Source organism: Marinomonas pontica (genome assembly GCF_036322735.1).
Lineage (GTDB): Bacteria > Pseudomonadota > Gammaproteobacteria > Pseudomonadales > Marinomonadaceae > Marinomonas > Marinomonas pontica.
Genome location: NZ_AP027271.1, coordinates 2,740,469 through 2,755,587, shown reverse-complemented (window position 1 = coordinate 2,755,587; position 15,119 = coordinate 2,740,469). Strand labels below are relative to the sequence as shown.

General features: G+C 44.1%; 15 protein-coding genes and 1 tRNA gene. 14 read left to right on the top strand and 2 right to left on the bottom strand.

Annotated features, from left to right (window positions below; translation table 11 throughout):
• The first annotated feature begins 35 nt into the window (after positions 1-35).
• The 11 genes from tpiA to AABA11_RS12955 all read left to right on the top strand — a co-directional run bounded on the left by tpiA (position 36) and on the right by AABA11_RS12955 (position 10,901).
• Entirely contained in the window at positions 36-785 is a 750-nt protein-coding gene (gene tpiA, locus AABA11_RS13005) for a triose-phosphate isomerase (RefSeq protein WP_338268576.1), read from the top strand.
• A 3-nt stretch (positions 786-788) separates the two neighbouring features.
• Entirely contained in the window at positions 789-1,142 is a 354-nt protein-coding gene (secG, locus tag AABA11_RS13000; RefSeq protein WP_265729877.1) for a preprotein translocase subunit SecG, read from the top strand.
• A 43-nt stretch (positions 1,143-1,185) separates the two neighbouring features.
• Positions 1,186-1,271: transfer RNA gene (locus AABA11_RS12995), tRNA-Leu, on the top strand.
• Positions 1,272-1,586: 315 nt separating this feature from the next.
• Positions 1,587-2,048 carry a ribosome maturation factor RimP gene (gene rimP / locus AABA11_RS12990; RefSeq protein ID WP_265729878.1) on the top strand — a complete coding sequence of 154 codons (462 nt, stop codon included), beginning with the start codon at positions 1,587-1,589 and terminating at the stop codon, positions 2,046-2,048.
• 27 nt (positions 2,049-2,075) lie between these two features.
• Positions 2,076-3,566: a transcription termination factor NusA gene (gene nusA, locus AABA11_RS12985; protein WP_265729879.1), complete on the top strand. Its 1,491-nt coding sequence runs from the start codon at positions 2,076-2,078 to the stop codon at positions 3,564-3,566.
• A 26-nt stretch (positions 3,567-3,592) separates the two neighbouring features.
• Positions 3,593-6,163, top strand: a complete 2,571-nt coding sequence (gene infB / locus AABA11_RS12980) for a translation initiation factor IF-2 (protein ID WP_265729880.1) — start codon at positions 3,593-3,595, stop codon at positions 6,161-6,163.
• Positions 6,164-6,175: 12 nt separating this feature from the next.
• Entirely contained in the window at positions 6,176-6,565 is a 390-nt protein-coding gene (gene rbfA, locus AABA11_RS12975; RefSeq protein WP_012068746.1) for a 30S ribosome-binding factor RbfA, read from the top strand.
• A gap of 9 nt (positions 6,566-6,574) precedes the next feature.
• Positions 6,575-7,501 (top strand): tRNA pseudouridine(55) synthase TruB, encoded by a 927-nt coding sequence (gene truB / locus AABA11_RS12970; RefSeq protein ID WP_338268570.1) that lies wholly within the window; start codon positions 6,575-6,577, stop codon positions 7,499-7,501.
• 111 nt (positions 7,502-7,612) lie between these two features.
• Positions 7,613-7,882 carry a 30S ribosomal protein S15 gene (rpsO, locus tag AABA11_RS12965; RefSeq protein WP_012068748.1) on the top strand — a complete coding sequence of 90 codons (270 nt, stop codon included), beginning with the start codon at positions 7,613-7,615 and terminating at the stop codon, positions 7,880-7,882.
• A 176-nt stretch (positions 7,883-8,058) separates the two neighbouring features.
• Positions 8,059-10,167: a polyribonucleotide nucleotidyltransferase gene (gene pnp, locus AABA11_RS12960; protein ID WP_265729882.1), complete on the top strand. Its 2,109-nt coding sequence runs from the start codon at positions 8,059-8,061 to the stop codon at positions 10,165-10,167.
• Between the two features lie 143 nt (positions 10,168-10,310).
• Positions 10,311-10,901: an LPP20 family lipoprotein gene (locus tag AABA11_RS12955; protein WP_338268564.1), complete on the top strand. Its 591-nt coding sequence runs from the start codon at positions 10,311-10,313 to the stop codon at positions 10,899-10,901.
• Between the two features lie 50 nt (positions 10,902-10,951).
• Here AABA11_RS12955 and AABA11_RS12950 read toward each other — a convergent pair whose 3' ends face one another.
• Complete coding sequence (locus tag AABA11_RS12950; protein WP_338268562.1) at positions 10,952-11,362, bottom strand: acyl-CoA thioesterase; 411 nt, start codon at positions 11,360-11,362, stop codon at positions 10,952-10,954.
• A 97-nt stretch (positions 11,363-11,459) separates the two neighbouring features.
• Between AABA11_RS12950 and AABA11_RS12945 the strand changes: the two genes are divergently transcribed.
• Positions 11,460-12,395: a DUF3080 family protein gene (locus AABA11_RS12945; RefSeq protein WP_338268560.1), complete on the top strand. Its 936-nt coding sequence runs from the start codon at positions 11,460-11,462 to the stop codon at positions 12,393-12,395.
• On the opposite strand, the gene AABA11_RS12940 is transcribed toward AABA11_RS12945, so the two are convergent.
• Positions 12,392-12,715: a hypothetical protein gene (locus AABA11_RS12940; RefSeq protein ID WP_338268558.1), complete on the bottom strand. Its 324-nt coding sequence runs from the start codon at positions 12,713-12,715 to the stop codon at positions 12,392-12,394. The two genes, AABA11_RS12945 and AABA11_RS12940, sit on opposite strands and share 4 nt — an antisense overlap.
• 259 nt (positions 12,716-12,974) lie before the next feature.
• Between AABA11_RS12940 and AABA11_RS12935 the strand changes: the two genes are divergently transcribed.
• Together AABA11_RS12935 and glk are read left to right on the top strand one after the other, a co-directional pair.
• Positions 12,975-14,039, top strand: coding sequence for a GGDEF domain-containing protein (locus AABA11_RS12935; RefSeq protein WP_265729887.1), 1,065 nt, complete (start codon positions 12,975-12,977; stop codon positions 14,037-14,039).
• A 102-nt stretch (positions 14,040-14,141) separates the two neighbouring features.
• Positions 14,142-15,116 carry a glucokinase gene (glk, locus tag AABA11_RS12930; RefSeq protein WP_338268555.1) on the top strand — a complete coding sequence of 325 codons (975 nt, stop codon included), beginning with the start codon at positions 14,142-14,144 and terminating at the stop codon, positions 15,114-15,116.
• The last annotated feature ends 3 nt before the right edge of the window (positions 15,117-15,119 follow it).

Below are 15,119 nucleotides of genomic sequence, written 5' to 3'. Positions count from 1 at the left end.
CATAGAATGGGCGCCTCGAATTTAGGGGTTAGGATATGATTCGTCAAAAAATCGTTGCTGGTAACTGGAAGATGAATGGCTCTAAAGAGTCTATTGTTTCACTGATTGGCGGCCTTTTGGAGATGGGTGGTTCTGATTCTGAAGTGGTTATAGCGCCTTCTTTTCCTTATTTGTCTCAAGTGTCTGAAATGATTTCAGACAGTGCTCTTGTCCTGGCGGCTCAAAATGTGAGTAACCATGAACAAGGGGCTTATACAGGTGAAGTGTCTGTTTCGATGTTGAATGACTTTGGGGTTAAGTATGTACTACTTGGTCACTCTGAACGACGTTCTTTGTATGGTGAAACGGACGAGCAAGTTGCCACAAAAGTTAAAGCGGTTTTAGATTTTGGATTGACTCCAATGTTGTGTATAGGTGAAACCCTAGAAGAGCGTGAGTCAAATAAAACGTTTGAGGTGTGTCAGCGTCAGCTTCAAGCGGTGATTGATTGTGTTGGTGTTGACTCCTTTGAACAGATGGTGATCGCTTACGAACCTGTTTGGGCGATAGGTACAGGTTTGTCAGCAAGTGCCGAGCAGGCACAAGACGTTCATCAATCAATTAGATCTTTTTTGTCAACGTTATCTGAGTCTGTTGCTAGAAAAGTGCAGATCTTATATGGCGGTAGTGTTAAAGCATCAACCAGCTCGGCTTTGTTTGAAATGCCTGATGTAGATGGTGCTCTTGTAGGTGGTGCATCTCTTGATGCTAAAGAATTTATAGCGATAGTAAAAACAGCAGGTTAATTGATGGAAGCACTTATTTTGGTTTTGCATGTACTGGCGGCAGTAGTGATTATTGCGTTAGTTTTGTTGCAGCAAGGTAAAGGTGCGGATGCAGGTGCCTCTTTTGGTGGTGGTGCGTCCCAAACTGTATTTGGTAGTCAAGGTGGCGGTAGTTTCTTCGGAAAAATGACGGCACTTTTTGCACTAATATTCTTTTTGACTAGTTTTGGTTTGGCTTTTTTTGCCAGCGAACAAGCGAAAAGTGTTTCAGGGGCTCTTGATTTTGTTCCTTCAGCGCCTCAAGTTGAAGAAACGGTAGCCTTGCCTGAATTGGGTGACAAAAAGAAAACAACGTCCGATCTTCCTGTAACAGAGTAAGGTTTTGCGTTAAAAGGCGTCTTGTGATGTCTGGTTAGGGTTTGCGGATGTGGCGGAATTGGTAGACGCGCCACCTTGAGGGGGTGGTGAGCTATGCTCGTGGGGGTTCGAGTCCCCCCATCCGCACCAATATTGAATTGATGTCATATTTTGTGTATGATGTGTTCATATTGATGCAGAGTGATCTGGTTTGCCTGAGAGGAGTAACGTTTTCTTAGGGTTTTCCTTTTTGGAGTTCGCAACAGTTCGCTCTTGGTGTTTTTGTCTGGATTGACAGCCTTCATTATGAAGGATGCTCTCTCAGCGTAAGCTGGTGTGAGTACTAAGAGCCCCTATATGGGGTTTTTTATTATCTGCACACTAGCGCTAAGTTTTAATAAAATGGGCCTTGAGCCCGTTTTTTGTTTCTGCGTTTTACAAAAAATTGGTTTTCGGAGAAAACGATTGTCAGCTAAATATACGATTTTAGAAGAACTTATTCGACCAGTCGTTGAAGGTTTAGGGTTTGAATTTTGGGGGATGGAGTATTTATCGCTTGGTAAAGATTCTGTGCTTCGTATTTATATAGAAACAGATGCTGAAAAAGGCATTGATGTTGAAGACTGTGCCCGAGTCAGTCGCCAAGTCAGCTCTATTTTGGATGTTGAAGATCCCATTACGGGCGAATACAACTTAGAGGTGTCTTCCCCAGGTTTAGATCGTCCTTTATTTGGTTTGGCTCAGTACCAAGCGTATATCGGATCTATTGTTTCTTTACGTCTACGTGTGCCTTTTGATGGGCGCCGCAAATTTAAAGGACAGCTAATGGGGATCGAAGGTGAAGACGTTGTCATTCGCGTTGATCAAGAAGAATACTTGTTGCCTATCGATTTGATTGATAAGGCAAATGTTGTTCCACAATTTTAAAATTAACCTTGAAGAGAGGCTAAAAGGATGAGCAAAGAAATTCTTTTGGTAGTAGAAGCCGTATCCAACGAGAAAGATGTTCCGAAACAAGTTATTTTCGAAGCTGTTGAGATTGCTTTAGCTAGTGCTGCCAAACGCCGTTTTGAAGAAGACGCATTGATTCGTGTCTCCATTGATCAGCGCACGGGTGATTATAAAACCTACCGTCAGTGGAACATTGTTGCTGATGAAGACTACTCAGCGCCAGCATCTGAATTAACAATAGACGATTCTGAAGAACAAAACCTAGGTGTGGGTATTGGTGAAGTATACGAAGAAGAAGTTGAGTCTGAGGCTTTTGGTCGTATTGCTGCGCAGACCGCAAAGCAAGTCATTGTTCAAAAAGTGCGTGAAGCTGAACGTGCTAAAATGGTGGCCTTGTACACAGAAAAAGTAGGCAAGCTGGTTCACGGTCAAGTGAAGAAAGTCACTCGTGATAGTTTGATTATTGATCTAGGTGAAAATGCAGAAGCGTCATTGCCAAAAGATCAATTGATCTCTCGTGAAAGCTTTAGAATGAACGATCGTATTCGTGCATTACTGCTTGAAATTCGAGATGACAGCCGCGGTGCGCAACTGATTTTGTCACGTAATGATCCTGCTTTCATGATTGAACTGTTTCGTCTTGAAGTGCCTGAAATCTCTGAAGAAGTTATTGAGATTCGCGGCGCATCTCGTGATCCAGGTCTTCGTGCAAAAATCGCAGTTAAAACAAACGATCGTCGTATTGATCCTATCGGTGCGTGCGTTGGTATGCGCGGTGCGCGTGTCCAAGCTGTTTCAAATGAAATGAACGGCGAGCGAGTAGATATTGTGCTTTGGGATGATAATCCAGCCCAGTTGGTGATTAATGCTATGGCACCAGCAGAAGTTGATTCTATCGTTATTGATGAAGACGCCCATTCTATGGATGTTGCAGTGAAAAGTGACAACCTTGCGCAAGCGATTGGTCGTAACGGCCAGAATGTTCGTTTGGCATCCGCTTTAACTGGTTGGTCTTTGAATGTGATGACCAGCGAAGACGCAGAAGCGAAGCAACAAGAAGAATCACAAAAATTAATCGATATCTTTGTTTCAGGTTTGGATATTGATGACGATTTAGCGATTCAAATGGTTGATGAGGGATTCACTTCTTTAGAAGAAGTGGCGTATGTCCCAATGGAAGAAATGTTAGATATTGACGGATTTGATGAAGATTTGGTGAACGAATTACGTTCTCGAGCAAAAGAGGCTCTATTGAATCAAGCCCTTCAAGCTGAAGAGCAACTAGACGATGCTAAACCTGCTGCTGATTTGTTAGCAATGGATGGCATGGACAATCATTTGGCACTTGTTCTTGCCTCCATGGGTGTTATTACTATGGAAGATTTAGCAGAACAATCCGTTGATGAATTGCTTGATGTTGAAGGTATGACAGAAGAGCGTGCGGCTAGCCTCATTTTGACGGCGCGTGCACCTTGGTTTGCTGAATCTGAATAAAATCTGAGTACATAAGGGGGAACTTAATGACAGTTCAAACCGTAAAGATACTATCCGAGCTGGTAAACACTCCAGTCGATAAGCTACTGGCTCAGATGAAAGATGCTGGTCTACCTCAAACAAGTGAAGGCCAAGAAGTCTCTGAAGTTGAAAAACAAACGTTGTTGAATCATTTAAAACGTCAGCACGGTGAAGAAAGCGATAGCAGTCAACGCATTACGTTACAGCGTAAAACGACAAGCACTCTGTCCCGTGGCGATGGTGGCAAAGCCGTTAACGTAGCCGTAAAGAAAAAGCGCACCTATGTTAAGCGTGATGATGCTGACGAAGAAGCTCAAAAGCAGGAAGAATTGTTAGCGAAGCGACTGGCCGAAGAGCAAGAGCGTTTAGCTGAAGAGAAAGCTCGCGTTGAAGCTGAGCGTAAGCTAGAAGAAGAGAAGGCGGCTAAAGCCAAAGCTGAAGCCGAAGAAAAAGCGCGTCAAGAAGCAGCGGTAAGTACTGTCGTAGCGGACGCTGGCGCGGTAAATGATACGGAGCACTATGTTTCCGATATAGGAGCGGCAGAACCCGTGGAATCACCGAAGCAGCCTAAAGCATCGAAAAAAACGTCTCAACCAGCGATGGACAGCAAAAAATCAACGGTTGCCCCTAAAGGCAAAAAGGGACCAGTTAGACACGACAACGACAAAGATAAACCGCGTGGTCGCGTTAATCCAGATAACAAGCGTACAACGCGAGTTAATGTGAATGACGAAGATGAGTTTACTCGTCGCGGCAAATTGGGTCGTAAAAATAAGAAGCCATCTAAACAAGAGCATGGTTTCCAAAAGCCTACGGCTAAAATGATTCACGAAGTGGCTTTGCCGGAAAGTATTACTGTTGCAGACCTTGCTGAGAAAATGGCAGTAAAAGGCGCTGAAGTGATCAAAGTTATGTTTAAAATGGGCGCAATGGCGACCATTAACCAAACCATTGACCGTGATACTGCGACACTTGTCGTTGAAGAAATGGGTCATACGGTTAAGTTTATCGACGAAAATGCTGTTGAAAACGACATGATCGAAGCTATCGATTACGAAGGTGAGGCGATCAAACGCGCACCTGTTGTGACGGTAATGGGGCACGTTGACCATGGTAAAACCTCTTTGCTTGATTACATTCGTACCACTCGCGTTGCTGCGGGCGAGTCCGGTGGCATCACTCAGCATATCGGCGCTTACCATGTTGAAACACCACATGGCATGGTCAGTTTCTTAGACACACCTGGACACGCCGCGTTTACTTCTATGCGTGCTCGTGGTGCGAAAGCAACGGACATCGTTATTCTTGTATGTGCTGCAGACGATGGTGTAATGCCGCAAACAATTGAAGCCATTCAGCATGCTCGTGCTGCTGCTGTTCCTATGGTTGTTGCCATTACTAAGATCGACAAAGAAGGCGCCGACCTTGATCGTGTGAAAAACGAATTGGTCGCGCAGGAAGTGGTACCAGAAGAGTGGGGCGGTGACGTTCAGTTCGTTGGTGTATCGGCTAAATCGGGTGAAGGTATTGAAGAGTTGTTAGAAGCGGTTCTTCTGCAATCTGAAGTACTTGAATTGACCGCTGTACCAAGTGCTCCGGCAAAAGGTGTGGTTGTTGAGGCTCGTCTTGATCGTGGACGTGGATCTGTTGCTACCTTGTTGGTTCAAAATGGTACGCTGAAAAAAGGCGATATCGTATTGGCTGGTTTGCAAATGGGTCGTGTACGAGCTCTGTTGGATGAAAATGGTGCTTCAATTGCTTCTGCTGGACCTTCTATTCCTGTTGAGATCCTTGGTCTTGATGGTACGCCAGAAGCGGGTGAAGAGTTCATCGTAGTGGCTGACGAGCGTAAAGCGCGTGAAGTGGCTAACTTCCGTCAAGGTAAATACCGTGAAGTACGTTTTGCTCGTCAACACTCCGCTAAATTGGAGAACTTGTTCTCTGAAATGGGCAAAGACGAAGTGCGCACACTAAACGTTGTTCTTAAAGCCGACGTACGTGGTTCTCTTGAAGCTTTGATCAAGTCATTGACTGATTTGAATACAGACGAAGTGAAAGTAAACGTAGTATCAAGCGGTGTTGGTGGTATCACAGAAACGGATGCGACGTTGGCATTGGCCTCTGATGCAGTTATCTTCGGCTTTAACGTGCGTGCAGATAACTCTGCTAAGCAATTTATTGAGCGAGAAAGCATTGATCTTCGCTACTACAGCGTTATCTACAACATCATTGATGACGTGAAATCTGCGTTGTCCGGTATGTTGTCACCAGATCTTCGTGAAGACATTAAAGGTACTGCAGAAGTACGTGATGTATTCCGTTCACCTAAGTTTGGTTTGATTGCTGGCTGTATGGTTATTGAAGGCACGGTTTACCGTAGTAAGCAAATTCGTGTATTGCGCGATGATGTTGTTATTTACGAAGGTGAGCTTGAATCATTACGTCGTTTCAAAGACGCGGTAAATGAAGTAAGCCGTGGTATGGAATGTGGTATCGGTGTGAAGAATTACAACGATGTCAAAGTAGGCGATAAGATCGAAGTTTTTGAAACTGTCGAAGTAGCGCGTACGCTTTAATAGGGCAAGATCATGGCAGGCGAATTTAGTCGTACTAGTCGGATTGGTGACCAGCTCCAAAAGGAGCTGGCGTCCTTAATCCAGTTTGAAGTGAAAGACCCTCGTTTAGGGTTGGTTACTGTCAACGAAGTACGTGTAGCAAAAGATTTAGGCTATGCGGATATTTATTACACCGTATTAGGCAAAGATGACCAGCCAGAAGTATTGGCAGAGAACCAAGCAGCACTAGACAGTGCAAAAGGTTTCTTGCGTCGTCGTTTAGCACAAGAAGTAAAACTTCGTGTTATGCCGCATTTGCGTTTCCATTATGACCAGAGTGTGGTTAATGGCTCGCGTATGTCTGCTTTGATCGACGAAGCAATTCGTGATGATGAGACGAAAAACGGTAACGAAGACGAGTAATAAATTCGTATGGTTAAAGCAAAATGGCGTTCAGTAGACGGTATCGTTCTACTGAACAAGCCGATAGGTTTAAGTTCGAACCAAGCGTTGCAGCGTGTCCGTCGTCTTTATCAAGCCGAAAAAGCAGGACATACTGGGGCGCTTGATCCTTTGGCAACCGGAATGTTGCCATTGTGTCTTGGTGAGGCTACAAAGTTTTCTCAATATTTATTGGATGCGGATAAGCGTTACCTTACGTGCATTCAATTGGGAAAGCGCACGACAACAGGAGATCGAGAAGGTGAGGTGTTAACTGAAGAGTTAGTCCCGACCCTGAGCGATAAATCTCTTGAAGACATTCTGGATGGATTTCGTGGCGAAATTGAACAAATTCCGCCTATGTATTCGGCGTTAAAACATGAAGGTCGTCCTTTGTACGAATATGCTCGTCAAGGGATTGTCATTGAAAGGAAACGTCGTCAAGTTACGATTTCTGATCTCACTCTAGTTTCAAGAACAGAAGATACGCTGACGCTTGATATCCGGTGTTCAAAAGGTACCTATATCAGAACCATAGGCGAAGATATTGGTGAAGCACTGGGTTGCGGAGCACACCTTCACTCATTGCATCGTATTTCGACGGCGGGGTATTTGCCTGAAAAGATGATGTCACTTGAAGAGTTTGAGGCCATTGCTGAGCAAGGTTATGACGCACTAGATGCTTATTTAATGCCAATGGATACGGCGATTGAGCACTTTGAAAAAGTGGATTTACCTGAAGCCGATACCGTAAATATGATGTTTGGTAGAACCATTCCAAATACAGTTTCTTTAGAGAACGAAACCATCATACGAATGTACGATCGTGGCTCGCAGCGCTTCTTGGGCCTTGGGCAGATTAAAGGTGCTTTTATTCGGCCTTATAGATTGGTTAATACCAGTGAGTTCTCTTTATAAATAGCAGTGAGTTCTGCTAAAAAGAGTGTTAAACTTGTGGTTCTAGGATGACTGAAAATATGCTCGGCTATCCTTTACTTTTAATAGCATATTAATTTGGAGATTAAGATTATGGCATTGTCTGCAGAATCAAAAGCAGCGTTGGTTAAAGAGTTTCAAGTAGCGGAAGGCGACACAGGTTCTCCTGAAGTTCAAGTAGCATTGTTGACTAAGAACATCGAAGGTCTACAAGGTCACTTTAAAGCTCATATCCACGACCATCATTCTCGTCGCGGTCTAATCCGCATGGTAAACCAACGTCGTAAATTGTTGGATTACCTTAAGCGTAAAGATGCAGCTCGTTACACTAGTTTGATCAAAAAACTAGGTCTGCGTCGCTAAGACTGAGAAAGGGCCATAAGCAATTATGGCCCTTTTTTTATTGGTCTCCCAAGGGACAGCCTGTACTTCATATGCACTTTTCTTCACCGGAATAAAGAAGATAAAAGAGTTCATATGAGTACTGGCTTAAAAAGAGGTCTTTGGGAGAAGAAATTTTTTTAATAAAAGGAATACGTGTGAGTATTACGACAAAAACTTTCCAGTTCGGTAACGATACCGTAACACTAGAAACAGGCCGCATTGCTCGTCAAGCAACGGGTGCTGTTCTTTGTACAATTGGTGATGCACAAGTACTTGCTACTGTTGTAGGCGCTAAATCTGCTAAAGCAGGTCAAGACTTCTTCCCATTATCTGTTCATTATCAAGAGCGTGCATACGCAGTTGGTAAAATTCCAGGTGGTTTCCTAAAGCGTGAAGGTCGCCCTTCTGAAAAAGAAACACTGACTTCTCGTTTGATCGACCGTCCAATTCGTCCGTTGTTTCCTAAAGGATTCATGAACGAAGTTCAGGTTGTTTGTACAGTAATGTCTACTAACACAAACCTAGACGCAGACATTGCGGCTATGTTGGCGACATCTGCAGCATTGACTATTTCTGGTATCCCATTCAATGGCCCTATCGGTGCGGCTCGTGTTGGTTTTAACGACGAGTCTGGTTACGTTCTTAACCCAAGCTACTCTGACCTAGACGGCTCTTTGCTAGACATGGTGGTAGCGGGCACGAAAGACGCAGTACTGATGGTTGAATCTGAAGCGCAAGAGCTTACAGAGGACGAAATGCTAGGCGCTGTTCTTTACGCTCACAAAGAAATGCAAACAGCGATTTCTGCTATTACTGAATTCGCAGCGGAGTGCGCTAAGCCTCGTTGGGATTGGGAAGCAGAAGCGGCAAACGTTTCTTTGACGGACGCTCTACAGTCTGGTTACGCAGCTCAAATCGAAGAAGCGTACGGAATCAGTGAAAAAATGGCTCGTTACGCTCAGCTAGGTGTTGTTCGTGATGCTGCAGTTGCTGCACTGGTTACTGAAGAAGGCGAGTTCTCAGAAGCGGATGTTACTGGTGCGTTTTCTAAACTTGAAAAACGCATCGTTCGTCGTCGTGTTATTGATGGCAAGCCGCGTATTGATGGTCGTGACAACAAAACAGTTCGTCCAATTGACGTAGAGGTGGGTTTGTTAAGCAAAACTCACGGTTCTGCTTTGTTCACTCGTGGTGAAACTCAGGCGATTGCAACTTGTACTCTAGGCACGAGCCGCGATTCACAAATGACCGATGGTCTGACTGGCGAAAGCAAAGACAGCTTCATGCTTCATTACAACTTCCCTCCTTACTCTGTCGGTGAGTGTGGACGTATGGGTGGTGTTGGTCGTCGTGAAATTGGTCACGGTCGTCTAGCTCGTCGTGGTGTTCAAGCGGTATTGCCTTCTGAAGATGAATTCCCATACACAATCCGTATCGTGTCTGAGATCACTGAATCTAACGGTTCAAGCTCAATGGCGTCGGTATGTGGTGCGTCTTTGTCTATGATGGATGCCGGTGTTCCTCTTAAAGCACCAGTTGCGGGTATCGCAATGGGTCTTATCAAAGAAGACGACGGCTTTGCGGTATTGACTGATATCTTGGGTGACGAAGATCACCTTGGCGACATGGACTTTAAAGTGGCGGGTACGGCTGAAGGTATCACTGCGCTTCAAATGGACATCAAGATCGAAGGTATCAACGAAGAAATTATGGACATCGCTTTGAGCCAAGCGCTTGAAGCTCGTACTCATATCCTTCGTGAAATGGCGAAAGTTATCGGTTACGCTCGTCCAGAAGTTTCTCCAAATGCGCCTTCTATGGCAACGATCAAAATTGATCCTGAGAAAATTCGTGACGTTATCGGTAAAGGTGGTGCGACAATTCGTTCTATCACTGAGCAAACGGGTGCGTCTATCGATCTAGATGACGACGGTACTGTTCGTATTTATGCGGCTGATAAAGCGTCTTCTGATGCAGCTTTGTTGAAGATTCATGAAATCACAGCAGAAGCAGAAGTGGACAAACTTTACAAAGGTAAAGTGGTTCGTTTGGCTGAATTTGGTGCATTCGTAAATATCTTGCCTGGCAAAGATGGCTTGGTTCACATTTCACAAATCGCTGAAGAGCGTATTCGTGCGGTGTCTGATTTCTTGTCTGAAGGACAAGACGTTATCGTTAAAGTACTAGATGTTGATGCGCGTGGTCGTATTAAACTGTCTATGAAAGACGTAACAGAAGAAGAAAAAGCGGCTTACACTGAGTAATATCGGTTAAAGTTGCAGGAAAGGCGCTAATTATTAGCGCCTTTTTTTGTTTTTAAACAAATGAATGGACTAAAATAAAAGCATTATAAATAATGTGATTTGTGCATTTTTACGTGTCTTCTGTGTTTGTATAAAGGAAAAACATGATGTTTAAAGTAGCAAGTGTAGTGGTGGCAAGCTTGGTGTTGGCCGCATGCAGCAAAGATGTGATTAACACACCGGTTGCGGCGATCCCTGACTGCGTATTTGCAGATGGTTCCAATCAGGCTGCTCCAGCTTGGGTATGTGGTGCCCCTGTGGAAGGGGTCGAATTGTCTGCGGTAGGTTACAGTGAAAAATCTGCTGCTGGCCCGAATTACATGAAACAAATGGCTGCGACAGCGGCGCGTGTTGAATTGGCTCAGGTGTTGAGTGTTGATTTGCAAAACATGGTGAAACAATACGTTGAGACAACAGGGGCGGGCGATGCAGAAACGGTTGACCGAGTGAATAGTGTTGTCAGCAAGCAGGTTACAGAACAAAAACTGATTGGTTCTAAAGTCGTTCGTCAGATGCCGACACCGTCTGGTGGTTTGGTTGTATTAGTGGGGTTGGATCCTGCTCAAGCTGAAGGCGTGGCTGAGAGTATTTTAAGAACGTCTATGAGAAACGAAGCGGCTTTATTTCAGAAACTAGAGTCTGAAAAAAGCTTTGATGAGTTGGCCGCTGAAATCGCCAAACGTCGCGCTCAGTAGCATGACTTTATGAGAAGGGGGTGCAGGTGCAACCCCTTCTCATTGCTTCATCAGGCGCTGGTTTCTTCATCAAAAATAGGGGTTGGTTTTTTGTTGCTATCGACGGCCACAAAATTGAAATGCCCAGTCACTGCTTTTGTGCGTTTGTCGCTGTCCAACTGTTCGAGAAAAATCGACACTTCCACTTTAAGTGATGTTCTTCCAACATGCACAACGCGAGCAATGAGTTCAACCAAGATCCCAGAGGGAATCGGGTGTTTGAAGTCCACTTGTTCCGTTGATATTGTCACCATGGTCTTTCTCGAAAAGCGCGTTGCAGCGATGTAGGCCACTTCATCCATCCACTGTAGTGCGATGCCACCAAACAGGGTGTCATAATGGTTCGTTGTGGCAGGGAAAACCATTTTAGCCACGCGCGTTTCCGAGATTTCTTCACGTTTTTGGATGAGTAATTTGTTCATGTTGATAAAGCCTTATCTTTTTCGAATGCTATTGTTATGCAGCATTATACTCGCTGGAGTGAGTGGGTGTGACACGCGTTTTAAAGTGGACGCTCTTTTGTCTCAATATGTTGCAGATTTAAACCGCTCTCAGTATTTCTCTTTAATAGCGCTTGCAACAGTGATGCCAGAAAGTCTCCCTTCCTTTCGTTTTCGACAGCAGCCTCTGACTAAGTTTGATATAGGGCTATTAGATTTTTTGTCACTTCAGCAGTGTGATGTGGGGGTTATTGCAGGAAGAAAAAATAGCATACTAGGTAAGGTGATGACTGACAGCCAGCGATTCTTGTATGAGTTGGATATTATTCGAGCCATTGAGTCTTGCGACCTTAAAGAGTCAGAGTTATCCGCGACACTTAGAAGTGTTGCGCAACAAAAGCGTCGGGAATTGCCTAAGGCGTTTGGGAATGCACTGTTCAATGGCAAGGAAAGTGAGGCCTTTTTCAGTTTATCTAATGGATTTGTTCCCTTGAATTATTCGACGGCGGAGCAACAGGAATTATTGGATGCCTTAGGGCGATTGGTCGTAATAGGAGAGCAGCTTTCAAATCTACCAAAGGTTGAATCCGTTATTTTTGAAGGGGATCTTAAAATACTAATGGACAGTGAATACGCGGGTCGATTGTTGTATTCACTCATGCAGCTGACCGAATATCTAAAGAGTGTATCGGGCGTGATCGCACACCAAGGTGATGAGGTATGTGGTGCTCCAATTGTTTTCCTCAAGCAACAGTTTGAACGCCATTATGTTCAGCAGATACAACCGTATATGGGGCGTATCAATCAGAGTGCTTACCAAGTTTTGCCACTTCTGACTCGCCTTGTTTCCCTGAGTTCGCCTCATACAGAGCCACTTGATCGTTTCCTTGGGCAGCTTGATTTTGAGTCTGATAAGAGTGTTTGGCAGGAATATCAACGGGCGTCTCAGCAGCATGCTGGATATTGGAGTGCCTTGTTTGAACGATGTGCATTGCCTTTGACAGCCGCGGGTTAAATTTTGATGTTGATTTGACGTTCTAAGCTTTCCACTGGATCGTATTGGTAGGCAGGGCCTTCTGCCAATGGTTCTGCGCTGAGGGCTTTTAGTAAAGCAATGTTGGCTATCGGGTTTTCTCCAATATGGTGAGAAAACTGCATTGGTCGCGTGACCGCATGCGGGGGATGTTGGCTTAAGGTATCAGGTGCATCCATTATGGATGGGCCGGGTTGATTGAACAGACTCATTAGCAAGGCGAAATGTGCGTTGCCAGATACCGGACTGCCCGCTTTGCTGCTTTGGGTTATCTGTGTTTCAACGATTTCTCTTATGTTCATTTCTATGCCTACTGAATCATCTACAATAAGTTATCGGCATAGCGTGCTTTTTCTTAAAGAAAACAGGCAATTAATTAAGAGGCGTTGTTATGGGAATTAGCGGCTTCTTGTACGAATGTTCAGCAATTTTTTGTTCAATCTATAGCTCAAAGTGTTCAAGCATCGTACTATAATGTAGATAGATCAATGATATTTTTAGGATCTGGTCTTCTATTAAGATTATTAAGCCGCGTAACCATATTGCGGTAGGGCATAGTGCATGCATGATATCAATGAATTGATCGACAATGTGAGACACAATGAAGAAATCGCACGCAAATTTTTTGAAATAGAGCGCTGTATTCTGTCGATTGGGCGTTGTGATCAGTTTGTTTCTACGCTCACGAAAGAGGTGCAGAAACAATTTAATGTCCCTTATGTGTGGGTGAATCTGATTAATGAAGCACCCTTATCCCATCTGATTGAAAGTCTAGAAAAAATGCCAGATCTGCGTGATCGTGTCTTATTTACACGGCGTAGATCCATGATAGATATCATTAAGTCGAGTAATAAGACGATTCTGGTGAATACCAATTTAAGTCGATGCTGGGAGATTATCCCCGCTGTGTATCGTGACATTATTTCCTCTGTGGCGATTTCGCCCTTAACGATTGACGGTGAATTGGTTGGTTTGTTTTGTCAGGCGGACTCTGATAGCACACGATATGATGCCACTACAAAAGACACTTTTTTATTGGATCAATTAGCGATCAAAATTTCGATTTGCCTGAGCAATGTGACCGCGAGGGAAAAACTAGAATATCTTGCTACTCGCGATCCATTGACGGGATTATTAAACCGTCGACAATTAGAATTAATGTTGGACCGTGAGTTTGCTCGATCAAAAATGCAAGAACGCGATTTGACGGTGGTCTTTATAGACTGCGATGCCTTTAAATCCATCAATGACACCTTGGGGCACAATTGTGGTGACGAGGTGCTAGAATATATTGCTAAGCGCTTATTGAAATATGTGCATAAGCAAGGGCTGGCATTCCGTTTTGCGGGTGATGAGTTTGTGTTTGTGATGCCCGGAAAAAGTTATGAACAAGCAATATTAATTGCAGAATCCATCCAAGAATACCTACAATCTAATCCGTTAAGGTATAAATCTAACTTAGTACCTATTACTATTAGTTACGGTGGTGCGAGCGTTATGTCTGACATGCCAAGTAACTACAAACATCTGCTGAAAGTGGCGGATGAGCGTCTCTATGATTATAAAAATAACCGTAAAAGATTAGTGCCTACAAAGGTGTTTAAGTTCTTAAATAGACTTAGATAAAATGTAATTTTATTACATTTTTGTGCTTGTTTTTTCAATGGTACGGTATTTTTCACCTCGATTTTGTTGTAAAATTTCAAAAAAATTAAATAGGGTTCATCTATGTCCCACGCTTTAATCGCCGATCTTGGCGGAACAAATGCTCGTTTTGCATTGGTTCCTATTCATCAGTATGAGCCTCTCGAAGTCAGAGTGCTTCCTTGTGAAAAATACGACAGCTTTTTTGATGCTGCAGCGGATTACATTAAAAACTGCAGCGTTAATATGGATGATATTGACGCTGTTGTATTGGCTATTGCAGGTCCTGTGAACCAGCCTGTTATTCGTTTTTCTAACAATCCTTGGCAGTTCACACGAGCTGAAGTTGAATCCTATTTTGGAGACAATAAAGCCGTCGCTTTATTAAATGACTTTGATGCTGTCGGTCATTGTTTAGAAATTTTAACGCCGCAAGATATGGTGGTTATCGGCGAACAATCGACCATTGACCCTAAAGGGGCTTGTTGGGTGATTGGGGCGGGAACGGGTCTTGGGGTAGCTTGTGTTGTACCGCAAGACAATGGCCCGAACATTGTTCTTCCTGGAGAGGGGGGGCATGTCGATCTTTCTGCCTGTAATGATGTCGAAGATAATATTCTTAAATTCCTTCGCACTCGTCACCATCGCGTGTCGGCGGAGCGTGTGTTATCCGGTATGGGGCTTGAAAATATTTATGAAGCTCTTGCTTTGCAGAATGGCATTGAAAAGCGCCTGACAGCTCCTGAGATTGGAGAAGCGTTGTCATTGGGTAACGACCCAATTGCCAAGGCGACGTTAGAGCAATTTTTTGTGTTTTTAGGTCGCGTAATTGGGGATCTGGTCTTGTCTGTCGAATCCCGTGGTGGTGTCTATATCGCAGGTGGAATCGTTCCTCGTTATCTGAAAGAAATTCTAAATAGTGGTTTCCGTGATGCGATGCAAGACAAAGGTCGCATGAAAGATTTTGTTTCGCCTATTCCGACTTTTGTTGTTATGTCTGAATACCCAGGCCTGATGGGGTGCGCATGTTATGCGTCTCATCTTGTGTCGAAAGCCTAGATT

Coding starts and splice junctions, on each gene's coding strand:
- rbfA (WP_012068746.1), top strand. CDS start 6,176: ATGGCAGGCGAATTTAGTCGTACTAGTCGGATTGGTGACCAGCTCCAA.
- rpsO (WP_012068748.1), top strand. CDS start 7,613: ATGGCATTGTCTGCAGAATCAAAAGCAGCGTTGGTTAAAGAGTTTCAA.
- nusA (WP_265729879.1), top strand. CDS start 2,076: ATGAGCAAAGAAATTCTTTTGGTAGTAGAAGCCGTATCCAACGAGAAA.
- secG (WP_265729877.1), top strand. CDS start 789: ATGGAAGCACTTATTTTGGTTTTGCATGTACTGGCGGCAGTAGTGATT.
- AABA11_RS12955 (WP_338268564.1), top strand. CDS start 10,311: ATGATGTTTAAAGTAGCAAGTGTAGTGGTGGCAAGCTTGGTGTTGGCC.
- AABA11_RS12940 (WP_338268558.1), bottom strand. CDS start 12,715: ATGAACATAAGAGAAATCGTTGAAACACAGATAACCCAAAGCAGCAAA.
- glk (WP_338268555.1), top strand. CDS start 14,142: ATGTCCCACGCTTTAATCGCCGATCTTGGCGGAACAAATGCTCGTTTT.
- tpiA (WP_338268576.1), top strand. CDS start 36: ATGATTCGTCAAAAAATCGTTGCTGGTAACTGGAAGATGAATGGCTCT.
- AABA11_RS12950 (WP_338268562.1), bottom strand. CDS start 11,362: ATGAACAAATTACTCATCCAAAAACGTGAAGAAATCTCGGAAACGCGC.
- infB (WP_265729880.1), top strand. CDS start 3,593: ATGACAGTTCAAACCGTAAAGATACTATCCGAGCTGGTAAACACTCCA.
- AABA11_RS12935 (WP_265729887.1), top strand. CDS start 12,975: ATGCATGATATCAATGAATTGATCGACAATGTGAGACACAATGAAGAA.
- truB (WP_338268570.1), top strand. CDS start 6,575: ATGGTTAAAGCAAAATGGCGTTCAGTAGACGGTATCGTTCTACTGAAC.